The organism is Halohasta litchfieldiae, assembly GCF_002788215.1.
GTDB classification, from domain to species: Archaea; Halobacteriota; Halobacteria; order Halobacteriales; family Haloferacaceae; genus Halohasta; species Halohasta litchfieldiae.
The window spans coordinates 1,168,380-1,192,539 of the sequence record NZ_CP024845.1; the positions used below are offsets into that span (position 1 = coordinate 1,168,380).

A 24,160-nucleotide genomic window follows, 5' to 3' on the forward strand; every position below is an offset into this window, starting at 1 on the left:
GTCGACGTCGAAGGTAATACGCGAACCGTATATGCTAACTCAAAGAAAAATTGAGACGTAAGATCAAGCGATACTACCTACACGTGACGAAGTATGGCCTCACTCGCGAACGGATTCGAGGATGAGTTCCTGTTCGACACGTGCAGCTTTCTGCTGAGCGTCGTGTACGGCATCAAGGTTGACACTGATCGACGTGATGCCGGCGTTGATCAACTCCTGGATCATGTTCGGATCCGAAGCTGCCTGGCCACAGATGCTCGTCGAGACGTCGTATTCCCGGCAGATTTCGATCGTCTCTCGGATCAGTCGCAACACCGCGGGGTGCAACGCGTCGTATCGATCGGCAACAGTCTCGTTGTTGCGGTCAACGGCCAACGTGTACTGCGTGAGGTCATTCGTACCGAACGAGACGAAATCCACGCCTGCCTCACAGATTTCTGTCGCACACAGCGCGCTCGCAGGGGTCTCGATCATCACACCCCAATCATGCTTTTCTGGATCGATATCCGCCTTTTCCATAAGGGAACGGGCACGGGTGACGTCGTTCGCATCGTTTACTAGCGGGAACATGAGTTCGACGTTGTCGTAGCCCATCTCGTACAGTTTCTCGAAGGCCTGCAACTGGTGTGTAAAGAGTTCGGGGCTATCCAGTGAGCGTCTGAGCCCGCGATAGCCGAGCATTGGATTGTGCTCGATCGGTTCGTCCTCACCGCCTTCGAGCTGGCGGAACTCATCGGTCGGCGCGTCGAGTGTCCGGATGCGGACTGATCGGGGATAAAACGCCTCGGCGACGGTCCGCATATCGTCAGCCAGCATGTTGACGAACGCGTTGGCACCGTGATCGGCAACGTACTGCTCGGGGGTCTTGCTCGTCGAGATCACCATGTGTTCCATCCGAAGGAGACCGACACCGTCCGCACCGGTACCGGCCGCACGCTCCGCAGCCGCAGGGATCGAGATGTTGGTTTTGATCTCGGTCCCCGTCATGGGCTTCGGCTGGCTGCTGGGGCTGGTCGGCGCGGGCTCCTCTTCGGGTTCCATGGTGGTCTCTCCTTGAGAGTCACTCACGACTCCGCGGTCCCCATCGACGGTGATAAACTGGTCGTCGGTGAGTGTGTCAGTGGCGTTTTCACAGCCAGTGATCGCTACGACACCCAGTTCCCGCGAGACAATGGCAGCGTGACTCGTCATGCCACCTTCGTCGGTGACGATCGCACTCGCCCGCTTCATCGCTGGCATCATATCGGGCGTCGTCGTCTCGGAGACGATAATATCGCCCTCATTCACCTTGTCGAGTTGATCGAGCGAGCCCACGATTCGAGCCGTCCCCGAAACTGTGCCTGGACTCGCACCCAACCCGTCGACCAGCACTGACGTATCGTCCTCGGTGGTCTCACTTCGCCTGTCGTCAGCACCCGATTCGTCGGAAATAGTCGTTATCGGACGGGACTGGAGGAGGTAGATCTCTCCGTCATTGATCGCCCACTCCACGTCTTGGGGCTGTCCGTAGTGGTCCTCAACGAGTTCGCCGATATCGCTCAAGGAGTCCACTTCCACGTCCGAAAGCACACGCTCGTTTCGCTTCTCGGCTGGAACCGACTTCTCCAGTGTTTCGCCGGTTTTCGGATCCTTGACGTGCATCGTCTTTTTCGTTGAGACGGCCACCGATTCGACGGTATCGTCCTGGCGGTCGTATGTGTAGTGGTCGGGTGAGACGGCTCCCGAGACGACGGCTTCGCCGAGTCCCCAGGCGGCCTCGACGGTCATCTGGTTTTCACCCGTCGACGGGTGGCTGGTGAACATCACGCCCGACTTGTCGGCGTCGACCATTCGCTGGACGACCACCGCGATGTCGACGTCGTGGTGTGCAAACCCCTGTTCTTCCCGGTAGTAGATTGCTCGTTGGGTGAACAGAGATGCCCAGCAGCGCTTGATCCGATCCAACAGGTCGCTCTCCGAAACGTTGAGAAACGTCTCCTGCTGGCCAGCGAACGATGCGTCCGGGAGATCCTCCGCCGTAGCCGACGAACGAACGGCGACGATCGAGTCCGATCCGAGATCCTCGAACGCGCTGAGAATCTCCGATCGGGTTTCGTCGGGCCACGGTGCTTCGAGGATAAGTTGCCGAGCGCGCCGTTCGGCTTCAGCAAGTGCCCGTGAGTCCTCGATGTCGATATCGACCGCGTCGAAAAGCTCGTCGGCGATCTCAGTACTCTCAATGAAATGCCGGTAAGCGTCGGCGGTGACTGTGAATCCCGTGGGGATCGGCAAGTTGTGTGACGATAACTCGCCCAGGGACGCCGCTTTGCCACCTACGATGTTTACGTCACTGGCGCTGACCGCGCTCAGCCATGCTACTAACATCAGGTGGATCCATTCCGTACCGGAGTATAAATTTACGCATGCCAGAGAATATAACTGCTAGTTAATATCCAGAGAAATTAACTCAGTTGTGAGTCCGCACAGTGTTTTGTTTCCGGCCGTGATAGTTTTCAGTGATGCCTACAATTGAGGTATCGGACCAGCTGTATAGCCAGCTTCTGGTGGACGATTCCACGGACGACATCGAGGCGGAACTATGGCAACTCCTGTACGAAACACGACGAGATAGAGTGAACAGATGATTGAGGTCGGAATCAACGGCTACGGAACGATCGGAAAACGTGTCGCAGATGCGGTCGACAACCAGCCCGACATGTGTATCGTCGGTGTGAGCAAACGCACACCGGACCACGAGGCCGACACCGCGATCGACCGTGGCTTCGAGCTGTATGCGCCCGACTCTGAGACGGAAGTCACCTTCACTGCCCACGACTTGCCCGTCGCGGGCACCGTCGAGACACTTATCGCCGACAGTGACATCGTTATCGACGCGACACCTGCCGGTGTCGGTGCGGAGAACGCGCCGAGATACGAGCGCACGGAGACGCCGGTCGTATTTCAGGGTGGAGAGGACGCGACCATCGCGCCCACGAGTTTCTGTGCGCGGAGCAACTACGAAGAGACGGTCGGCCAGACGGCGACGAGGGTAGTCTCCTGCAATACGACGGGGCTGGCTCGACTCCTCTCGCCGCTCGACGACCAGTTCGGCGTCGAGTCGGTCGACTGTACCCTGATCCGCCGTGGCGGCGATCCGACCCAGTCCGATCGCGGGCCGATCAACGACATCGTCCCCGACCCGGTGACCGTTCCCTCACACCACGCCCCGGACCTCCGAACTGTGTTGCCCTCCGTCGACGTGATGACGAAGGGTGTGACTGTGCCGGCCACGCTGATGCACCTTCACAGCCTGACGGTGTGCTTAGACGGCGAGCCGACAGCCGATACAGTCACGACCTGTCTGGATAATGAGAGCCGCATCGAACTCGTCGCGAGTGCTCACGGGCGGGACAGCTGTGCGGACCTCCGTGAATCCGCGCACGACCGTGGCCGCCAGCGTGGTGACGTGTGGGAAAATTGTGTCTGGGCAGAGTCGATCACCGTTGACGGACAGCAGCTTTCGCTCCTCCAGGCCGTCCATCAGCAGGCCGACGTTGTGCCCGAGAACGTCGATGCGATCCGTGCACTCGCTTCGGCAACAGATGCACAGACGAGTCGGCAGCTAACTAACGACGCACTCGGTGTGGGACTGGACAGTCCGATAGCCTGACAGGCTAGCCGCCCAGTCCTCCTATTTTGCCAGATTCCGAAGCCGTTCGTCGGTGTCGAGACGATCGATGTTGTCGGCGATAATATCGGCCATTCGATCCCAGTAGCGTGGCGTATAGCCAGCGTTGTGGGGTGTGATCAGACAGTTGTCGTGGCTCCAGAGCGGGTGGCCGTCCGAGAGCGGCTCCGGATCGGTCACATCGAGTGCTGCTCCCCGGAGTTCGTTGGTCCGGAGTGCGGCAAGGAGTGCGTCGGTGTCGACGACTTCGCCGCGGGCGATGTTGACGAGCACGCTGTCCGGTGGCATGCGCGCCAGGGCGGTCTCGTCGACGAGATGTTCCGTCTCTTCGGTGAGCGGACAGGCCAAGATCAAGTAATCCGTGCGGGGGAGAATCTCGGGGACCTCTTCGATACCGACGACTTCGTCGGCATTGCCGCCCTTCGATGGGGAGTTACGAACGCCGATAGTCTCGACGCCGAACGGAGCGAGCCGATCGAGGATCGCCCCACCAATGGCACCCATCCCGACGACGGTGACCGTCGAACCGTACAGTTCGTCGGTGTGATAGTGGCTCCAGGTTCCAGCCTGTGACTGTTGCCAACCACGGTCGAGACCACGCGCGAACGATAGGACGTAGGCGAGCACCTGTTCGGATGCGTTCGGTCCATGCACACCAGATGCGTTGGTCACGTCGACGTCGTTTGCCGCGAAGGCATCGAGCGGCAGATGATCGGTTCCCGCGAAGGTACAGGCGAACAACTCGAGATTCGTCGCGTTCTCGACAGTCGCGGCATCGATCTCGAAGCCAGTAATGACTCGCGCTTGAGGCAGGAGTTCCTCATACTCCGCAGGTGACGCGATGAGTTTGACTGTTTGTGTGGGTAGCCGCTCGGCGAGAACGTCCCGGTACGCCTCTGTCGACATCCCATGTATCGTCTGGTTGAGAACAGCAATGTCTATCGATGTCACAACTGGGTGCAACTCTACAATCACACAAAAATATACCGCCGTTAATGATCAATACTTTGCCATTATAAATGATCAATAAAAAAATTATTACATAGGTGTGTACCTGTATTGCGTATGGACGATCCACCGGATAGTTCAGGGACGCAGCCTGCGGCCCCACAGCGGGAACAGTTCACCCTGGATGATGTGTTCGGTGTGTTTGAGGACCGATCGGACAGCGCAAGACCACTGACTGCCAGTGACGTGATGGATGCGGTCGACTGTTCTCGCCGGACGGCACACAACAAACTCGGTGAACTGGTAGAACAAGGACGGCTCGAAACCCGGAAAGTCGGTGCTCGGAGCCGTGTCTGGTGGGTTCCGATGCCACGGTCGACGGCGGAGCCGGAACCAGAGCCGACTGCACAACGGGATCCGGCGGTGGACGTGGAGATCGCCGATGCCGAACTTCTCGGCTCGGGGGAACTTCTTCAAGAGCGCCGAGAGGCGCTCCGGGCGGCCTACGATTACGTCCGTGAGAACCCTGAGACGACCAAAACGGAGTTTCTCACCGAGGTGTTCCCCGAGAATTCGGCCGGATACAAAACTGCCGACCAGTGGTGGGAAATGATCGAACCTGCCCTCGCTGATCTCCCGAATGTCGATGTCGAGTTGGAACGTGATCACTTCTGGCACTTCGTCAAGGGATAGAACCATGAGGACAATATTACGAGATAAGAGAGCTGATTATCGTCTCTCGATAGATCGGACGATGTGCGGTTGGTGTATCGGTACGTCAACGACTACGGGGAACCGATCGGAGTGTGTATTCAATGGGTAGCCCGGAGTTGGCACCCGACGAGGAGACAGTGTCAGAAGCCGACGTATACGACGATCCAGCGGACGCGACCTACCCGACGTCGACCTACACACCGGTGGCATACGACAATCTCGATCAGGCACCACAGGATCGGTCACACCCCGATCCGAGTGACGATGGACCGTTCAAAGAGCTCGATTTACCGAAGGTGCCCAAACTGAAGTACGTCGTCGGGCCGAGCGCGATCATGCTCGGGGCGTCACTCGGCAGCGGTGAGACGCTGTTCTGGCCGACGCTCGTCGCTCGGTTCGGCTGGGGACTGTTTGGCCTGTTTCTGTTGGCAGCTCTCATCCACTTCGTCGTCAATACCGAAATCCAGCGGTGGACGCTGGCGACAGGCGAGAGTATCTTCCGGGCCATGGAACGACTCCATCCGGTGGTCCCGCTGGCCCTGTTGGTCGGTGGGTTCGCGAGTCTCGGGTGGCCCGGCTGGGCGGCCAGTGCAGCCAAAATCGGTGCTGCGGGCCTCTCGCTGGGCACCTACACAGCCTTCGGTGCCGAACTCCCCGGCTGGCGGCTCCTCGGGATCGTCCTCATGGCTTTTATATGGCTCACGTATCAGGTGGCGCCGTTGATGTACAACATCGTCGAAAAGTTCCAGATCCTGCTCGTAGCGGCATCGATCTTCTTTGCCGTACTACTGTTCATGCTCGTCGGGTCGATCGAAACGGTTCTATCGGTCCCAGCGAACCTGACACTTCCCGGTGAGCAACTTCAGGTCGAGACGGTCGCGATCCTCCTCGGTGCACTCGCATATGCCGGTGCTGGCGGTTATCTGAACCTCTCACAGAGTCTCTGGATCCGCGAGAAGGGGTACGGCATGGGCCGGTACCAGGGACGGATCAAGAACCCGTTTGCGGGTGACGACCCCGAGACAGTCCACAGAGACGGGTTCACGTTCGTTCCAAATCGGCTCAATCTCGAACGCTGGCGGGGATGGTGGCGTGTCACACAGTTAGAGCACTTGCTTACGTTCCTCGTCGGGCTGGTAGTCGTTACGACGATCCTCACTCTGGTCGTGTTCACCTACGCAGCCGGGTCGACCGGGACGGCCGTCAACATCTGGCTGGATGAGGTCATCCCTGTCGTCGGGCCACTTGCGAGTATCGTGATCTACATCCTGTTGTTCCTGGCGCTCTTTACGACCGAATACGCCATCGTCGAGTCGTTCGTCCGGAACAGTTCCGATATCATCTACGAACTGTACGGGCGGGACGCTGGCTGGAGTCTCCCGCGGTTGTTCTGGATGCTCCTGACGATCTTCTGTGGGTGGGGAATCGCCATCCTGTTTTCCCCGCTATCAGCTGAGAAACCGTTCGGGCTGTTAGTCGTCGGGGCGTCGATGTCTGGCCTGATGATGTGGCCGTACATCCTCGCCGTCCAAGTAGTCAATACGGTCAGACTTCCCGAACACACGATGCCTGGTTGGGGACGCATCGTCTCGATGTGGTTCGCAGCTGGCTTTTTCGGTTATTTCAGCGTGCTGTTAACCGGGACCTATCTCTCGACACGACTCGGTCTGCGGTTATTCGAGACGAAGGCCACGATCATCGGGAGTGGGATCGGCGGTACTGCCCTGTGGTTCGGCTACGTCATTATCCAACTCGCGGTTATGTACCACGTCACTCAAGCGAAGGTGGCGTCGACGGGGACCGTCGACGACGCCGAGCGGGCGCGAGGTTGGTTCTCATGACCGACGAGGTACAGGTCCACCTCCACTGTACGATGTGGGGGACGGCCCCGCTCCGACTGGCAGACGTCCTGTTCCGTTCGGACCATCTGCTGATCGTGGTGTACGACTATCTGACGCCGCTGGATCTCGCGATGCGGTCCCCGTCTCAGCGTGCCCGAGCGTTCGTCGACCGGATCGAAAACGAGGGGGTATCCGCCGCCTTGGCGGCCGCTGAAGACGTAACTGAACTGTCCTACGAGGCTCTTGAAACGCTTCGTGTGTACGACGGCGGCTGGTTCGGGCGCGAGGCGGTCTCGATCCAATCGAAAAACAACGACTCACGGATCGTCCGCGTTCACGGCGCGGTCGAACTCGATGGGTTCGTCGACGCGGTTCGGTCGCTATTGGCCAGCCATGACGTCACCGTCGAGCGACGAGATGGCATTGCATACGAGTTCAATGGCCTGCTCGGACGGCTCAGTCGCTACTGACCCGCTCGGTCCATGCCTGCGGTGCGATCAATTCGATCGGGTGTTTCGGTGGGCGGGCCAGTAGATCATCGAGCTGTTCGAGACAGGAAGTCCCGCTGGCGACGACGGTCCGGTCTTTGGTCTCTTGCGTCGTGAACTCCTCGGCGAGTTCCTCACCGACGGCCATACTCACGTCGTAGTAGTCGTTTTTATAGCCGAAGCTGCCGGCCATGCCACAACACTCGACACTGGAGGTAGTTACGTCGTAGCCGAGATCCTCGAGGACCGTCTCGGTGTACTGGTCGACGCCGATGGTCCGCTGCTGACAGTGGCTGTGGTAGGCGACCTGCTGGCCATCACCCGCGTCGAGGGCCGTCTCATCCCCGCCGTTTGCCAGACAGCCGTAGACGTACTCGAACACCTCGTAACTGTGCTCGGCAAGCCGCTCGAACGTCTCGGCGTCGAGCAGTTTCTCGTATTCCCGCTGGAAAAGGGCGTGATCGCTGGGTTCGATCACGACGATATCACGGCCGGCTGCCACCTGCGGCCCGAGTTCGGCCGCTACCGCTTCGGCATGTTTCCGGGCCGTCGAGATCATCCCCTGTGACAGGGGGGCTCGCCCGCTGGCACTCACGTCGGCCAGACGAACGTGAATATCGAATGCTTCGAGAACCCGGACGGCGGCTTTCCCACGTTCTACCTGGACGTGGTTGGTGTAGAGGTCGGGAAAGAGGACGACCTCACGTTCGGGGTCGGCGACGGGCGGCCGGTCGGCCATCCAATCTCTGAGCGTCTCTCGCTCGAACTGCGGTAGTTCTCGCCGCCGGTCGATGCCAGCGAACCGTTCAAGCAACTGTCTGGAGAGGTCGTTATTCGCCAGCCAGTTGGACACGGGTGCAGTCGCGCTGCCGAGCCGCGCAAGCGTCGAGAAGTTGCCGAACAACCGCTTGTTGAGATCGATGCCCGCAGGCTCTTCGTCCGGCATGAGGCCGTCGACGAGCCAGTCGAGTTCGGCGTCGGTACCGCGGTTGATCCGGTCGCGGACGACCGTGTTGATCCACGGGATGTCGATCCCGACTGGACAGGCATTCACACACCGCGAGCAGCCGGTACAGAGGTCGTTGAACTCCCCCGCGGTGTCGAGGCCTTCGATCCCGGCCTCCCAGCCTGTCGCAATCCCGCCGGAGTAGGTCTCACCGCCGAAGGCGTGGCCGCCGACCTGCTGGAAGTTGGCACAGGAGTTCGAACATGCCGAACAGCGAATGCAGTACAACGTTTCGCGCAACTCCTCGTCGTCACGCATCGCCATCCGCCCGTTGTCGATGAGCACGAGGTGGAACTCCCGGTCGTCGGCCGAACCGAGTTCGTTGGTCTCGAAATCGAGTGTGGGCGAGTCGACCGGCGGCGTGAGCAGGGAGACGTACGACGTGATGTCCTGACCGGTGCCCGAACGCCCAATCAGTTCGATGAACGGGTGGAGGTCCTCGACAGTCGGCACGACCTTCTCGACGCCCGCGACGGCGACGTGCGTATCAGTTGCGGTGACCGTCTTGCGAGCGTTACCCTCGCTGGTGACCAGCGCCATCGTCCCCGAATCGGCGGTGACGAAGTTCGCCCCCGTGACGCCGACATCGGCCGCCGTGATCTTCTCGGCGAGTTTCTCCCGGGCGAACATAGTGAGATCTTCCGCGGTTTCGAGGGGTTCCTCGGGGTTGAACTGTTCGTTGAATAGCTCCGCGATGCCCTCACGGGATTTGTGGATCGCCGGCGCGACGATATGTGAGGGGGCCTCATCGGCGACCTGCAGGACCCACTCGCCGAGGTCGGTCTCGACGACGTCGACGTCGTCGCCCGCCAGCGCCTCGTTGAGTTCGATCTCCTCGCTGGTCATCGACTTGCTCTTGACGACGCGCTCGCCGCCGACATCGTCGACCACCTCACGGACGTACGCGTTCGCATCGGCGGCGTCGTCCGCGAGATACAGCGTGCCGCCGTTGGCCTCGATTGCTTCCCTGAGGTCCTCGATGAGTTCGGGGAGTCGCTCGATAGCATCTTCCTTGATGGCGCGGGCCTCGGATTTGAGCTGATCGTAGTCCTCGAGTTTGGCGACCGAGTCGTAGCGACCCTGATTGAACCCCTGTGTGTTTGCGGCGACTGCCTCACCCTCTGTTTCGAGGATATGCTTGATGTGCGCTGCCTTAGTCGATGTCGGAGAGGAGTTCGTCGTCATTGTTGTACGATGATTACGTGGACGGTCTTCGGTCCGTGTGCGCCTTTCACCAGTGCACCCATGTCGGCGGTCGCACTGGGACCAGTCGCGATGATCCCGCTCCAGTCGTCGTCGCGGAACGAATCTCCGAGTTCGATCAGCGCGTCACCCATCCCCGGGACGATGTCCGCCTCTCGGAGGACAGCGACGTGCTGGTCGGCGAACAGGCTAACCGGTTCGACACCCGACTCGGTCGTCGAGACCACGATACTCCCGTAGTCGGCGACGCCGAGGACTGCCTCCGTCACACCGGTGGCAGCCGCCTCGACCGCCGCAGGTGATACTTCCCGGTCGACCGACTCCGGCAGCGAGACCCCGTCGATCGACGGGTCGACGCCGACGGTGGGCGTCGAGGCGACCGCCTCGATCTCCGTTTCGACCTCCTCGGGGTCCGTCATAGTAGACGAGACGCCGAAGTCGTCGAGTCGGTTGACGAACTGCTCGGTTATCGACGCTGTGCTGGATTCTGTCATATTGGGTTTGTTATGTGCATGGGATTGTAAATCACGGGCTTATCGTCGTTAGTGCTTCGAGTGACACGGTTATGTATCGAGTTCGACCATCGTCGCTTCCAGTTCCGAGACGGTCTCGTCGATCTCGTCGACGAGATCGCGCTGGTCAGCAGTAGTTTCGGTGATCGATTCGACCGCGACAGCAAGCTCGTCGGCACGGTCTGCGGCTTCGTCGACGGTCGTTGCGACCTGTTCGGTCGCGACAGCCTGCTCGTCTGTCGCTTGAGCGATGTCCTGAATGGCCGCCGTCGTCTGTGAGACGACCGAGACGACTTCCGAGAGCGTCCGTTCGAGTTGCTCGGTCCGTTCGGTGCCGGCGGTTACTTCATCTATCATCTCGTCGATACTCTCGACGGTCTGGTCGGCGTCCGTCTGAATCTCGGTGATCGTCTGTTCGATCCGTGTAGCCTGTTGTTGTGACTCGTTGGCGAGAGTTTTAATCTCGTCGGCGACGACTGCGAACCCGTCGCCGGATTCGCCCGACCGCGCGGCCTCGATGTTCGCGTTCAACGCGAGCAGATTGGTCTGTTCGGCGACGTCGTCGATTATGTCGACGATCTCGTCGATCTCTTTGATCCGGCGTTGCAAATCGGTCACGTCGCTCTCGACGGTGCTCGCCGCGTCGGCGACGACACTCATCATTTCGTGGGTCTCGTCGACTGCCTCCTGACCATCTCTGACCAGTTCGGCTGCCCGTTCGCTTGCTGTCTCGGTTTCGTCGGCCGACGACGCGATCTGCTCAACCGATGCCGACAGGTCCGCTATCGCGTCCGCGACACGGTCCATTTCGTCACGCTCTGCCGCCGTAAGGTTAGCAATATCGACCGTGCTGTCGGTGATCTCTGCCGCCTTGTTCCGGAGCGTCTCGACGGCAGTCGCAACGTCTTGGGTGACAGTCTCTTGGGCTCGGGACATTCTGTTCCGTTCTTTGACGATATCTGTGACGATGGGGGTCGTCTCGACCGCACCGACCGTTTCTCCGTCGAAATCGGTCAGCGGAACTGCCATCGATCGGTTCCACAGATGGCCGTCCGGCGTCGGGACCTTCCGGAAATCCGATTCACGGACCGTCTCACCGGTCCTGGCGACAGTTTCGGCCAAGATTTCCGAGTTGCCCTCGGTCTCGAAAAATTCGTAGCCGAGCGTCCCGAGTGCGTTGGCTCGCGACCGTCCGTAGGCTGCTTCGGCTGCATCGTTGAAATGGACGAGTCGACGCTCGTCGTCGACGGCAAATGTCGGCTCCGGGAACTGCTCGATCAACTGTGTGAACAGCTCTCGCCACTGATCCCGCTCAACTCGGAGCTGGTCACGACTTTTCTCATCGGTCGGTACGTCGTCCTCTACCTTGCTTTTGAATGTCATAATATATCAGTTCCTGTGGGTTCTGTGTTCGATCATACAATACCTACCTGAAAAATGAGACACACCCGTTGTCGGCACTATCTGTCCGGAAGCGCGCTGGCTAGTGCCTCGACCGGGTGTGGTGGTTCGTCACCGTCGTCACGGTCCCCGAGTTGCGTCCGGCAGGATGCACCCGGGGCGACAACCTGTTCGGCCGGGCTGTCGTCGACCTGCTTGAACAGGATTTCGCCGATGGCCTGGCTCATCGAGTAGTGTTCGGCCTCGTAGCCGAAACTGCCAGCCATGCCACAGCAGCCCGAGTCCAGCGGGTCGGCCGCGTAGCCCGCGCGCCGGAGCACACCGACGGCGTGGTGGTCTTTCTTGGTCGCTTTCTGGTGGCAATGGCCGTGGTAGGCGAGTGAGCCGTCGGCGTCCCAGTCGATCTCACGGTCGAGACCGTGGACGTCGAGATACTCACAGATGCCGTACGTGTTGGCGGCGACTGTCGCTGCCCGGTCATCGTCTTGCCCAAGCAGATCCAGATAATCCGATTGGACCATTACCGCATCGGACGGTTCGACGAACACGACGTCTCGGCCGGTCTCGACGTGTCGATGGAGTGTGGTGACATTGTCGCGGGCGGTAGCCCGCGCGTCGTCGAGCAGCCCCTTCGAAAAGGCTGGTCGGCCGCTATCCGTCCGATCATCCAATACGGAGACGTGTACTCCGGCAGCTTCGAGCACGCGGACCGCGGCCTTGCCAACCTCGGGATGGACGTGGTTGGTGTAGGCGTCCGGGAAGACGACGACACGTCTGGTCGCATCCGCTGCCGAGACGGTCGTCCCACGGGCTTCGAACCAGTCGACGAACGTCTCGGCCTGTAGCGTCGGCGGGTCGCGTTCGCGCGCGATCCCGACAGTCTTCTCCAGTAGGATGCCACTCCCCGGTAGCGACGAGAGTGTGTTCGCCAGCGGTGCCAGCCGACTGCCGAGTGCGAACAGGCTATCGACGTTCGCAAACAGCTTGTCGCGGATGCTCTCGCCGTGTTCCTGATGGTGGGCGTGGGTCACTTCTGCTTTGAGTTTCGCCATGTCGACGCCACTCGGGCAGTCGTGCTTACAGCCCTTACAGCCGATACAGAGATCCAACACCTCGGTGACGAACTCCTCGTCAGTGGGATCATCGGGGAGGTCGCCGCTCATCGCCTGTCGAAGCATGTTTGCCCGCCCGCGCGTGGCGGTCACTTCCTCGTCGGCGGCACGATAGGTAGGACACATCACACCACCAGTCGTCTCTTGTGGTCCGCGGCAGCCGCCACAGCCGTGACAGAGTTCTACCATCCCCTGCATCCCGTTTTCGTTGTCCCACTCTAGGGTCGGGGTCAGCGTTGAGTCGAACTCGTAGTCCGGATCAGCGCGGAGCTGTGTGGCCATCTCGACAGTCTGTGCCCGAGGTGGTGCCTCTCCTGTCGAGACCGCCGCTTCGTCGACGCCGACGACTTGGCCGGGGTTGAACAGCCAGTCGGGGTCGAACGTCGTTTTGAGATCGCGAAACGCGTCCCAGATATCGGTGCCGTAGAGCTTTTCGTTCCAACAGGTTCGAGCCCGTCCATCACCGTGTTCACCGGATACTGACCCGCCATACTCGACCACTAAATCGGTTACGTCGTCGGCGATCGAGACCATCGTCTCGACGCCGTCGACCGTTTTCGTGTCGATCAGCGGTCGGATGTGGAGGACGCCGGGCCCGGCATGGGCGTAAAACGACGCGAACGTGTCGTGATCGTCAAGTACGTCCCGGAAGTCGGCGACGTACTCGGGCAGGTTTTCCGGCGGGATGCCGGTATCCTCGATGAACGCGACGTGTTTGGCGTCGCTGGTCCGCGACAGCAGGATCGGAAGCCCGGATTTCCGGAGCTTCCAGAACTGCTCGCGTTTGTCGGCTGCGTGAGCTTCGAGCCCGTCGGTGGCCGTGATCGATGGCTCCGATACCGACGCCTCGTCGGTGACCCGGTCGGCAATAAGCCGGTCGACCAGTTGCCGAGCCTCCGCATCATCCTCGGCGTAGAACTCGACCAACAGCGTTGCTCGCGTTCCGTCCGGCAGGATGCCAGCCACGTCGGCGAACTCGGCCGTCTCGCGGGCGAGGTCGAGCATCACGTCATCGATGATCTCGACGGCTGCCGGATCGTGCTCGAGGATCGGTGCGACGTCCGCCATCGCCTCGATGAGGTCGTCGTACGTCAGCAGTGCCATCCCCTTCGTCTCGGGGATCGGTTCGAGCGAGACTGTCGCCTCCGTGACGACTGCGAGTGTTCCTTCGCTTCCGGCGAGCAGTCGCGCGAGATTGATCGTGCCAGCCTGCCCGAACTCGCCGGTGGCCTCGGCGACGAGCCGATCAAGGTTGTAGCCGGAGACGTTCCGCTTCAGATCCGGGTAAGCCCTGTCGATCTCGTCGCCGTACTCGTCGAGGAGATCAGCAACGCCACTGTAGATCTGTCCCTCAAGCCCGTCGGCCTCGGCGCGGTCCCGCAGGTCGTCGACCGCGACCTCGCCGAACTCCGTGACGGTACCGTCTGCGAGGACGACTTCACACGATTCGATGTAGTGATCGGTCTTGCCGTACTGCAGCGAGTGTGCGCCAGTCGAATTGTTACCGATCGCACCGCCGAGGGCGGACTTGTCACCCCATGCTGGATCGGGCGCGAACTTCAGATCGTGATCGGCCAGCCTCGCGTTCAGGCCACCGAGTGTTGTCCCGACCTGAGCAGTGGCTCGCTGTTCACCGGGGTCGACGGTGCGAACGTCGTCCATGTACCGCGTGAAATCCAGCACGACAGCTTTGTTGACCGTCTGACCGGCGAGACTAGTTCCCCCGCCACGAGGGAGGAGCGGCACATCAACCGCGGCACAGTAGGAGACCACGGCCGACACGTCGGCTGTCGACCGCGGAAAGACGACGCCGATCGGCGTCACCTCGTAGATGCTCGCGTCGGTGGCGTAGAGCTGACGTGAGTAGTCGTCGAACCGGACCTCACCGTCGATCCGGTCGCGAAGTGCGTCGACGAGCTCCGGTTGCCCGGTCGTCTCGTTGGTGTGGGTATAGGCTGCTCGCGGCTCGTCGGCCGGAGACGCCGAGCGGGCCTGAGGGTGGTTCTGGGCCATCGGCTGGTCAGAACACCCCCGGCGAGATCACGTAGACGAACAGCAGCGTCAGGATACCGGTCATCGTTGCGTAGTACGCCAGCGGAATCAATTCGAGACGGATGACCCGCCCTTCCTCACCGACAAGGCCGACGACGGCAAGCGCGGCGACGACGTTGTGGACTGCAACGAGGTTTCCAATGGCACCGCCGACCGCCTGTGCACCGACGACGATGGTCCGCGAGACTCCCAGATCGGTCGCGATGTTGTACTGGAAGGTCCCGAAGAGGATGTCGCTGACCGTGTTCGAGCCAGCGAGGAACGCACCGAACGCACCCACCAGCGCTGCGAAGAACGGGTAGATGCTCCCGGCGGCGTTGGCCGTCGCCTCCGAGAGAACGACGAGCATACTGTCAATGTTGGCGCTTTGGCCGGACTGGATCATGATCTGCACGGTTGCGACGGCGAACACAAGTGCGATCACTGCCGGCATCACCTTCTCGGCAGACTCCATCCATGCGTCTTTGATTTCCGTCGTATTCATTCCGTGGAGCGGGATCGTCAGCAAGTGGACGAACACGAAGATCGCACCGGGAAGGTACAGCAGTGCGAAGTCGTTGCTCATACCGGTGCCGAGGATGTCTGCCCACTCGAATACGAGCGTCGAGGTGAGGAAGCCCGTCAGTGGATCGATTACGCGCGTCAGCACGAGCAGCCCAGCGAGGATGAGGTACGGTGCCCAGGCACGTGGGAGCGACATCTGCTTCGAGCCGACCGTCACGGTACCGCCGTCAGTCGCCACGGCTGTACCACGGTTGGTCGACTCACCGGGCTGGATGTCACCGATCCAGTGATCTGGCCATTGAGCTTCCGGACCGAAGTCCCACGTTTCGTCGGGTTCGAAGTATCCCGCACGAAGCGCGGTCACGGTCACTGCCATTCCAATCATCGATCCGAACAGCCCGGGGAAGGTCGGTCCGAGGTAGTATGCCGTTACCCAGTAGGGAACGGCGAACGAAGCCCACGCGAACAGTGTCAGCGGCAGGACTTCCAGCGCCGGTTTGATCGATCGTTCTTCGCCGAAAAAGCGCGTCATCATCGCGACGCCGATAAAGGGCAATACCATGCCGACGATAACGTGGTGTGTGGCCGCCCACACGCCGATCTCGGCGACCCACTGTTCGACATTCATCCCCTGTCCGGCAACAGCTGACGAAATCGGATCCGACGATTCGAAGATGTCCTGAAGGCCGATGATGAGTGGTGTCCCGACGGCACCGAACGTGATTGCCATCAGGTTCCCCGTCAGTGCGACCACGACCGCCACGAGTGGCGGGAATCCCAGCCCGACGAGCAACGGGCCGACAATCGCCGCTGGTGTCCCGAATCCGGCTGCGGACTCGACGAACGACCCCATCAGGAACACGAGCAGAACGACCTGCACGCGCCGGTCGTCGCTGATCGAGGTGAAGCCAGCGTTGATCACGTCGAAAGCCCCTGTCTCTTTGAGCGTATACAACAGCAGTATCGCGCCAAATACGATCCAGAGGATGTTGGTCGCGGTGATCGCCCCATTGATCGACGCTGCAGCGATCCAGCGTGGGGTCATCTGCCAACCGAAGTAGCCGACTGCAGCAGCCACCACCCACGCGATAGGCATGGCACGGGTTGCCGACCAGTAGCGACCGATCATCAAAAACGAAATGACGGCCAGTGGCAACAGGCCCAGCATGATCTGGGTCGGCGTCGCCATCACAGCCACCCCCTTGGTTCCGGTTTATGATTACCTAATTGCCAATGCGACTCTGTGCATGCCAGTAGTTGTGGCATATCGATCCCTATCTATTGTACATTATTTATACCCACCTTATTGTTCAACCCCCCGGTGACCAGTACACTCGTGTACAACTGCCGAAATCAACCGTCTGAGGGTGTGCAATGGAATATAGGTCTCAAACTATTGTGATAGATACACTAGATCGTATGCCATTATTACTGCTGATACACACGTATACACCCTCGTTAAAGTAGTGTATATTATATTTACACATGTGTGTACCTCGGTAATAGTGTACAAAAATAGACATTGAAGTACGATTATATCCATTTCATATCAAATGAAGACATTGGAGGTTACAGTTTGATCTTGTGTTGTGCGGACCAGCTTATCGCACTCGCTTACGGATTAGGCTGACGCATGATAGCCTCTGTCAGCTTTGACTTTCAGTCATCCATCGCACGCTTCGTACACTGCCAATACCTGCCGAATGTGACGAGATGGCCGACAACGAGCAGCAGGTCCACAAGTACGATGATGCACGCGTCGGTACCGGGTTGGAGAAAGAGAAACGAAAACGCAAGTGTGACCACGTCTTCACTGTCGGGTCCTTCCGGTCGACTACCGGGAACGCCGTCTTCGGCGACTTCTCACAGCGAGTCATCCTCAACGTCGACGGCTACACGACGTTCGTCACCGAGTAATCGAGTCCCAATCGGACACACGAAGAGCCCGCAGTCGGTGAGTTGGACGACCGACGGCATCAATGAATTCATTTACTACGCCGGACCATGACGCATATATGGTTGTCATAGTAAGACCCCATTTCATCGGAATCATTTTTACAGAAATAGTCTCAGATCAATTCTTTGATTAGTGAAAGACAGCCGTCAACAGATTCTCAATCACTAAGCTGCCAGTTCTGGCCACCAACCACTGCCTCGCTGTCGATGCCGCCGTACTACTCGACCTCCTTTACAGCTTCGTTTGGCTCCAGGCCTTGGCGATGGGCGTACTCGGTCGATAACTCCCACGCCCAGTCAGCAATATAATTATCGACGCCTTTGAATTTGTACGAGAGATTCGCCAGTGCGACCAATACCAGGAGGTCGTCTTTGGCTTCGGAGAGCATACCGGCTGTGCTGTCGGTTTCCTACAAAAGCCTATGGCAACTTCATTTTCGAACAACCGATGTGCGCGATCCGTCAGTCGGTAGGCCGTGGACGGCCCATCGCCCGTCCGAACCACGAGATCGTAGCCACTCCCACCACAGATTTTGTTTAACAAGCGATTGTGTTTTCTATCGGACATCGAGCGAGAGCGGACGGCCACGCCCGTTAGGGCGTTGGCCGTCCGGCTCCACGCGACCGGCTGTTCGCTTAGAGAGACACAAGCAATTCTCCGACTATTCGGCGTACAACGCTCTCATCAGGCGATCTTTCAGTGGGTACATCGAGTAGCTGACAGCGTTCCTGACCCGCCTGAGGCGCAACCGAAGCGGGTCGTGGTAGATGAAACTGCTGTCAAAATTAATGGCGAGTGGTCTTGGTTGTATGCTGCAATAGACCTCGACACCAAGTTGATATTGAGTGTCGATCTGTTCGGATCTCACGGAACTGATCCAGCTGCTGCGTTTCTGCATAGACTCTCCGAGAAACACGACCTCTCCGAGGCCGTGTTTCTCGTCGATGGCTTCGGCTACCAGACTGCCCTTGCTCGATTAGGTCTCAGTGGTCGGCGCGATTATACCGACCGAAACCTGATCGAAAAATGGTTTCAGACACTCAAAATGAGGATCGACCGCTTCCATAATTCGTGGGTGGGCAGTCGGTCGAGCGTTCGTCGCTGGTATTCACAGTTTGCACATTATTATAATCGCCAGAGACCGCATCAATCTCTAGATGATCGAACGCCAGATGAGGTGGTTGCTAACTAGACAGTGCCTTTGAGTTGAATCCTTGATTGAGAACGCATGTCATAGTAAATTGGTCTAGCAGCCACAGCCGGTTCCAATCTATTGAGTGAGTCATCTACTTGCACGGCATCTTCTACTGACCGATGATCCAGGTCCTAATCACAGTGAAAATAAGGTACGCATCAAAAACGATCCTCCGAGGTTGTGAGTTGATGGAGGTAGCAGTGACAGAGATTTGTTCGCCACCTCGTTTGGAGATCGTTTCACCGAAGGCTTATGACATAACCAGCAGAGTAATTCAGTATGGTTTCGGTCATTCTCCTGAGTGGCCTGTTTATCGGGGTGATAGCGACTGGACTGGTGTTTGCAGACATGAACCGGCGAAATATACGATCTCAGATACGGTATCTCTGGACTGGTTTCGTCGGCGTCCTCAGCCTCGGAGGGTTCTTGGCGGTGTACGTACTTCAGGATGTGCTATATCAGTTCTATCGGCTCTGTTGAAATCCTTGAAGATTTACATGTTTGTCGTGTAATTCCATGAGATGAAGACCCTCCCGAAGTCGCAGATTCTCCGTTTTACTGAGAAGGCGATCCACCTAGCACGCCGAGCAGTCTCTCGATACTCCTCGAAGTTTTCTAAACACCGCTATACACTCCCGCAGCACGTTGTTCTACTGTGTCTCAAAGTTCGGAAGAACACGACCTATCGTGGTCTGCTTGACGAACTGATCGAGATGCCACGCATTCGTCAAGCTCTTGGATTAACTGAACTACCTACGCCATCAACGCTCTGTAAGGCGTTCAATCGGCTTGATATGGCTGTATGGCGTGTTGTATTGACTCTCTCAGCGACGCTACTTCCGACGAGTGGAATCGTTGGAGTTGATGCGTCAGGGTTCGACCGCAGTCACGCCTCAAAACATTACACGAAACGGGCTGAACTCACGATTCAGCAGCTCAAAGTGACGCTGTTGGTAGATACGAAAGTGAACGCAATTCTCGATCTGCACGTGACGACGACACGAAAACACGATAGTCAGATCGCTCCATCGTTGATCAAACGCAACCCCGAGACCATCGACATTCTGCTCGGTGACAAAGGCTACGACGACCAGAAGATCAGACGACTTGCCCGTCACCACGAGGTTCGGCCACTGATTAAGCATCGTGAGTTCACATCTCTCCACAAGGCATGGAACGCACGCTTAGACGCTGATCTCTACGGACAGAGAAGTCAATCAGAGACGGTCAACTCAACGCTCAAACGAAAGTACGGTGCCTTCGTTCGCTCCCGACAATGGTGGAAACAGTTCCGTGAACTCGTTCTTAGATGTCTTGTCCACAATATCGACCGAGCCCTCTAAGATCAGTACAGAGCAAAGGTCCCACAATCGTTATCTCATCAGGCATTAACCCATTATGTATGTCAAAAGTAATTTGGACACTTGCTGTAGCATATGGTCTCGTTGGACTCGGTCTATTCTACAGTTTAGCAGTAGATTCTAGTGAGCTATTTTTAGCCATGACTACCGTCATCTATGTTCTAATGCTTCCATTAGCATATCTAGTCTATAAAAAACGGGTTGTAAGTGAGTAATCGCTCAAGAAACAGCCAATTCCCACATCTACGTAGCAGCTGTGTCACTGCTAAAAGTGTTAGTTCAATAGGATTTCAACAAAGCCTATGTACCTTAAACTGGCTATTTTGGATTGGTATACTAGAGGGTGTCATAGAAAGCGTCACACACGAAGACGCAGGATGTTGGAACTGTGTCTACGAGCGCCAGCATCCTGCAAGAGGAGACTTCTATCGACGAGTTCTTCAATGTAATGGCGACCGAGACGCTCGCGTTGTTCGAGCATCTTGAGTTCGACTTTCTCGAAGAATTCGATGTGTTCGCCCCCGCTCGCCGGGGGCGAACACGAGATCATCACCCACCAGCACTCTTCCGAGCGTTCCTGCACTGCTACTACAAGAACGTCTACGGCATCCGTCCAGTCACGCGAGAACTCCAGAACACGGTCGTCTGGCTCAGCTGTGGCTTCGATCGACCGCCGTCGAGAGACGCGGTCGATCGCTTCCTCACCGACCTCGAACACGTCGTCGACGAGGTCTTCGACCGCCTCGTCGAGCAGGCCGCCTGCCGCGGCCTGCTCGACTTGACCTACTCCATCGATTCCACCGACGTGAGGACGATGCCCGCCGACCAAGACGCGTCGAAAGGCTACGATCCAACCGCCGAAGAGTACTACCACGGCTACGGCTGTACGATCGTCTCGACCGGGCAAAAGATCCCGATTGCCGCGGAGTTCACCGAGAGCAAGCAAGCGCCAGAGGAGACGGCGATGCGCGTCACGTGTGACGCGCTCGCCGTCGAGAAACCGATCTGGATGCTTGGAGACAGCGCCTACGACACGCTCGGCTGGCACGACCACCTGCTGGCCGCAGGGGTCGTGCCAGTCGCTCCGTACAACGCACGAAACACCGACGATCCGAAAGACATCGAGTACAGGGTCGAAGCCCGCATCGACGAACACAGCGAGGACGTTCAGCTGAAGCAATCGACGCTAGACGAGACGTACAACCGCCGGAGTGGAGTCGAACGAACCAACGACGCCGTCAAGGACTGCGGCCTCGGGCACGTTCGCGCCCGAGGCCGCGTCCACGCACGAGCACAAGTGTTCCTCGCGCTGTGCCTTCGTCTCGTTATTGCGATCACCAACGACGAACGCGGAGACAATCCAGGAAGCACCGTCATCACGCTATGAGAACTATTCTATGACACCCTCGACCGCGGTAATCTTTTCGGCGTGGTCCTTGTCTGGATTCTCGACGCGGCGGTCCGTTCCCAGAGCACGGTCGACGGCTGGTGATCCGTTCGCCCGACCCAGTCCAGCGTCGATACGACCCGGTGCGAGTCCATCTAACGTTCCGAAGAGCTCTGCGACTTTGAATGGACTGTAGTGGTTGAGTAGGACGGCCCCAGATCCCAGTCGAATCGAGTCCGTTTCAGCAGCGAGGTGACCGAGGAGTACCTCAGGAGTCGTCCCTGCAAGAGAGTGTGCCATCCCGTGGTGTTCAGCAACCCAGAATCGGGAGTATCCAAGCCTTTCGGCCTGCTGAGCAGCTGTGGCCGTGTTCGAGTAGGCCTCAGTCGCAGTCCCACCGTCGGGAACTGGAGAGAGATCTACAATAGAAAGTTCCATATCTCATTTCAATAGATGGAAGCCATTACAGTTTGTGTGACCGGATCTGATTAGGCACTTTGATATCCGTTCAAGTATTCCCTCAGTAGCACTTATTCACCGTTATTTGAGGAGTGAGTTGGACATCCGTTTTGGGAAGCCGACAATTCGCTGATAGAGGCTCAGTTGTTCCTCATTGTCTCCTTCACGAAGATACGACCGTGTTCGCTGGCTGATAATCTCGACTGACAAGACTAGCAACACAATGAACAGGATCGTCGACATCATATTGGTAAACTGGAAGGTTTGCTGCTCGGTGACATCCTCCTCGCCGTAAACGGCGAGGCTTCCCTGCCGCAGTTGGGATATTTATCGTTTGCAGATGCTCGCCTGTTGAGCGAACGTCCCCTGTCCACAGCTGGGGTCGTGTTCTCCACGACGGAACAGGTTGACTACTGGACGTGCCACACGCCCGCTACACCTATCCCCGGATGATCGGGGACTCGGAGTTACCTTTTGTGCTTGGTCTAACCGACGCCGAATGTTCTCTGCACCATTCGAGTCGGCGTTCATCACGGCTTCACACCCACGACAGACGTACAAGCCGCGCTCTACACGGTTTGCGTCTCGTTTCTGTCCACAACACGAACACGTCTTCGACGTGTCTCGTTCGCTCACTACGACCACTGCGATCCCTTCGGCTTTCGCCTTGTAGGTGAGTAAAGTCGTGAAGCGGTCGAACGCCCATCCGTGCAAGCCTTTGTTTCCACGGTCGCCCCAGTTCCGAGGCTCACCAGTCTCGTCGTCTTTACGTATGCCTCCGAGGTTGCCGACAGCAATTGTTCCGATACCTCGTTCAACACACTCTGTAACGATGTGTTTCGTGACAGCGTGTAAGTAGTGCGACCGACGCTCGGAACGCTTCTGCCGGAGTCGGAGTGCCTTGTTTGACCGGGAGGAGTTGCACTTCGCTATCTCCTTGGCGAAGTACCGTTCGTCAGTCTTGAGAACGTTCCCCGGATACAACTCATGGTCGCCTGTGGAATACGAGACGGCGGCGAAGTTCGAGATACCGAGGTCGATCCCGGCAGTTTCGTCGCCGGGAGACTCAGCCTCGATCTCATGTTTACAGACGATATGAAGTTCCCATTCGTCTCCATTCCAGACTGCTTTTATCTGACGAACATTCTCGACAGCAACATCTGGCCGGGTTTCGATCTCGCAGAGAATGAAATCTGACCAGTGTTCTTTGAGGTTGCGGCCTTTCGAGAGGCGTATCCGGTTGTTCTTGCTGTCGTGTTTGAAGCCGTCTTCTTTGAACGTAACCGTCGACCGTGGATGATTGTCGCCGTTCTTGCGATACTTCGGTGGGTTTGCGCGGTCGTCCCCGTTTCGGCGTTTGGCATACCACCCGTGGAACGCTTCAGCGAGTTCTTCAATGACTCGCTGACTCGACTGTGAATTGAGGTCGGCGTAGCGTTCGTGGTTCTTTAGATATGCCTTGAGTGGGCCATCCTCGGGGATTGTCCCTGTCTCGCTCCAGATACGGTTGCACGTCCAGCGTGCGATGTTCCAGAGTTTCGAGGCGGCAAACCCAAGCGAGTCCAGATCACCCTTGACCTGTTGCTGATTCCGTATGGTAGCAACGTAGGTTCGAGTGACCTGAATCGCCATACATAGACTATGTAAATAAACCTACTTAATGATGTGGGTTAACATTGAATATCCAGCCTGCTATCCACAGTGGGTTGTGCTGGGGTTGTCGGATTCACGCCCGGTCGCCAGACTGCGTCTGGCGGGCAATCAGAAATCAAAGATTTCTGATAACGGCGTGAACGCCGGGATTCTCTCCTTGAAAAAGATAGACAACGTCACACCCAAACCGCCAGCACCGATGATGCCGAGACTGACTGCGGAACGGACGTTGTTTTCTAAAATAAACATCGACCAAGCAATAAATGGCCGAACGATTTGGGTAATCATTCCGAAGGTAATTGTTTGGTCGCGTCTCAGAACCGTTTAGACTTCACCTCCAGTAGCCTCAACCGAGGCGGTGCAGTGAATCTTCTCGTGGATTGATTCACACAGAACCTCATTGAAAAACTGGTTGTAGCGATCTGGGTCTTGGTATTTCACCAGTCGGAGCTGAAGCACTGCATTCAACCCGGCCCGGCTCCACTGCATCCAGTCTCGCTTGCACCGTTTAGCGACTTCTCCCATTGCCCGTTCGACGGGATTTGAGGTCCACCGCACCTCAATCCCGTCGAGTGCTTTCTCTGCAAACCTCTGCATCGATGGTAATCCCTGCCGCAAGTACGCTGCTGCTTTCTCTGAGCCGAACTGGCTCAATTGCCAAATTGTCTTCTCTATCCGTTCGCCACGATTCGGTGATCAT

19 protein-coding genes and 2 pseudogenes are annotated in these 24,160 nt (G+C 58.0%); 9 read left to right on the forward strand and 12 right to left on the reverse strand.

The window, feature by feature from the left end; all coding sequences use genetic code 11:
- Nucleotides 1-99 precede the first annotated feature (99 nt).
- A complete protein-coding gene (gene ppsA / locus HALTADL_RS05970; protein WP_089673425.1) occupies nucleotides 100-2,364 on the reverse strand; it encodes a phosphoenolpyruvate synthase in 2,265 nt (754 codons plus the stop codon).
- Between the two features lie 256 nt (nucleotides 2,365-2,620).
- Here ppsA and HALTADL_RS05975 point away from each other — a divergent pair, with 256 nt between their 5' ends.
- Nucleotides 2,621-3,649, forward strand: coding sequence for a type II glyceraldehyde-3-phosphate dehydrogenase (locus HALTADL_RS05975; protein WP_089673424.1), 1,029 nt, complete (start codon nucleotides 2,621-2,623; stop codon nucleotides 3,647-3,649).
- Nucleotides 3,650-3,670: 21 nt separating this feature from the next.
- Here the strand turns inward: HALTADL_RS05975 and HALTADL_RS05980 are convergent, their stop codons facing one another.
- The gene (locus tag HALTADL_RS05980) at nucleotides 3,671-4,618 is read right to left on the reverse strand and encodes a D-2-hydroxyacid dehydrogenase (protein ID WP_089673438.1); all 948 of its coding nucleotides are present in this window, start codon (nucleotides 4,616-4,618) and stop codon (nucleotides 3,671-3,673) included.
- Nucleotides 4,619-4,732: 114 nt separating this feature from the next.
- Between HALTADL_RS05980 and HALTADL_RS05985 the strand changes: the two genes are divergently transcribed.
- The 3 genes from HALTADL_RS05985 (at nucleotide 4,733) to HALTADL_RS05995 (ending at nucleotide 7,640) form a co-directional block, all read left to right on the forward strand.
- Nucleotides 4,733-5,308, forward strand: coding sequence for a helix-turn-helix transcriptional regulator (locus HALTADL_RS05985; protein WP_089673423.1), 576 nt, complete (start codon nucleotides 4,733-4,735; stop codon nucleotides 5,306-5,308).
- A 122-nt stretch (nucleotides 5,309-5,430) separates the two neighbouring features.
- Nucleotides 5,431-7,170, forward strand: coding sequence for an Nramp family divalent metal transporter (locus HALTADL_RS05990; protein ID WP_089673422.1), 1,740 nt, complete (start codon nucleotides 5,431-5,433; stop codon nucleotides 7,168-7,170).
- Entirely contained in the window at nucleotides 7,167-7,640 is a 474-nt protein-coding gene (locus HALTADL_RS05995; protein ID WP_218143701.1) for a hypothetical protein, read from the forward strand. Before HALTADL_RS05990 ends, HALTADL_RS05995 begins: the two co-directional genes overlap by 4 nt.
- On the opposite strand, the gene HALTADL_RS06000 is transcribed toward HALTADL_RS05995, so the two are convergent.
- The 5 genes from HALTADL_RS06000 to HALTADL_RS06020 form a co-directional block, all read right to left on the reverse strand.
- On the reverse strand, nucleotides 7,627-9,849 hold the full coding sequence (locus HALTADL_RS06000; RefSeq protein ID WP_089673420.1) for an LUD domain-containing protein: 2,223 nt from the start codon (nucleotides 9,847-9,849) through the stop codon (nucleotides 7,627-7,629). The genes HALTADL_RS05995 and HALTADL_RS06000 overlap by 14 nt on opposite strands.
- A complete protein-coding gene (locus HALTADL_RS06005) occupies nucleotides 9,846-10,361 on the reverse strand; it encodes an LUD domain-containing protein (RefSeq protein WP_394327364.1) in 516 nt (171 codons plus the stop codon). The genes HALTADL_RS06000 and HALTADL_RS06005 overlap by 4 nt, the downstream gene beginning before the upstream one ends.
- A gap of 69 nt (nucleotides 10,362-10,430) precedes the next feature.
- Entirely contained in the window at nucleotides 10,431-11,762 is a 1,332-nt protein-coding gene (locus HALTADL_RS06010; RefSeq protein ID WP_089673419.1) for a methyl-accepting chemotaxis protein, read from the reverse strand.
- A 77-nt stretch (nucleotides 11,763-11,839) separates the two neighbouring features.
- Nucleotides 11,840-14,905 carry an FAD-binding and (Fe-S)-binding domain-containing protein gene (locus tag HALTADL_RS06015; protein WP_089673418.1) on the reverse strand — a complete coding sequence of 1,022 codons (3,066 nt, stop codon included), beginning with the start codon at nucleotides 14,903-14,905 and terminating at the stop codon, nucleotides 11,840-11,842.
- 7 nt (nucleotides 14,906-14,912) lie between these two features.
- Nucleotides 14,913-16,637: an L-lactate permease gene (locus HALTADL_RS06020; RefSeq protein ID WP_100190873.1), complete on the reverse strand. Its 1,725-nt coding sequence runs from the start codon at nucleotides 16,635-16,637 to the stop codon at nucleotides 14,913-14,915.
- Nucleotides 16,638-17,161: 524 nt separating this feature from the next.
- Between HALTADL_RS06020 and HALTADL_RS06025 the strand changes: the two genes are divergently transcribed.
- Nucleotides 17,162-17,365 (forward strand): hypothetical protein, encoded by a 204-nt coding sequence (locus HALTADL_RS06025; protein WP_089673416.1) that lies wholly within the window; start codon nucleotides 17,162-17,164, stop codon nucleotides 17,363-17,365.
- Nucleotides 17,366-17,622: 257 nt separating this feature from the next.
- Here HALTADL_RS06025 and HALTADL_RS17215 read toward each other — a convergent pair whose 3' ends face one another.
- Nucleotides 17,623-17,793 (reverse strand): hypothetical protein, encoded by a 171-nt coding sequence (locus tag HALTADL_RS17215; protein ID WP_162551681.1) that lies wholly within the window; start codon nucleotides 17,791-17,793, stop codon nucleotides 17,623-17,625.
- Between the two features lie 141 nt (nucleotides 17,794-17,934).
- Here HALTADL_RS17215 and HALTADL_RS06030 point away from each other — a divergent pair, with 141 nt between their 5' ends.
- From HALTADL_RS06030 to HALTADL_RS06045, 4 genes are all read left to right on the forward strand, one after another.
- Nucleotides 17,935-18,597: an IS6 family transposase gene (locus tag HALTADL_RS06030; RefSeq protein ID WP_089673415.1), complete on the forward strand. Its 663-nt coding sequence runs from the start codon at nucleotides 17,935-17,937 to the stop codon at nucleotides 18,595-18,597.
- 282 nt (nucleotides 18,598-18,879) lie between these two features.
- A complete protein-coding gene (locus tag HALTADL_RS06035) occupies nucleotides 18,880-19,080 on the forward strand; it encodes a hypothetical protein (RefSeq protein ID WP_089673414.1) in 201 nt (66 codons plus the stop codon).
- Nucleotides 19,081-19,121: 41 nt separating this feature from the next.
- A complete protein-coding gene (locus HALTADL_RS06040) occupies nucleotides 19,122-19,943 on the forward strand; it encodes an IS5-like element ISHla2 family transposase (RefSeq protein WP_012660244.1) in 822 nt (273 codons plus the stop codon).
- Nucleotides 19,944-20,409: 466 nt separating this feature from the next.
- Complete coding sequence (locus HALTADL_RS06045; protein WP_015911568.1) at nucleotides 20,410-21,348, forward strand: transposase; 939 nt, start codon at nucleotides 20,410-20,412, stop codon at nucleotides 21,346-21,348.
- A gap of 21 nt (nucleotides 21,349-21,369) precedes the next feature.
- On the opposite strand, the pseudogene HALTADL_RS06050 reads toward HALTADL_RS06045, so the two are convergent.
- The 4 genes and pseudogenes from HALTADL_RS06050 to HALTADL_RS06070 all read right to left on the reverse strand — a co-directional run.
- A pseudogene (locus HALTADL_RS06050) lies at nucleotides 21,370-21,786 on the reverse strand (MsnO8 family LLM class oxidoreductase); the annotation flags it as partial.
- Between the two features lie 348 nt (nucleotides 21,787-22,134).
- Nucleotides 22,135-23,439: an RNA-guided endonuclease InsQ/TnpB family protein gene (locus tag HALTADL_RS06060; protein WP_015911619.1), complete on the reverse strand. Its 1,305-nt coding sequence runs from the start codon at nucleotides 23,437-23,439 to the stop codon at nucleotides 22,135-22,137.
- A 129-nt stretch (nucleotides 23,440-23,568) separates the two neighbouring features.
- The gene (locus tag HALTADL_RS06065) at nucleotides 23,569-23,748 is read right to left on the reverse strand and encodes a hypothetical protein (protein WP_049933875.1); all 180 of its coding nucleotides are present in this window, start codon (nucleotides 23,746-23,748) and stop codon (nucleotides 23,569-23,571) included.
- Nucleotides 23,749-23,784: 36 nt separating this feature from the next.
- Nucleotides 23,785-24,141, reverse strand: a pseudogene (locus tag HALTADL_RS06070) (ISH6 family transposase); the annotation flags it as partial.
- Between the last annotated feature and the right edge of the window lie 19 nt (nucleotides 24,142-24,160).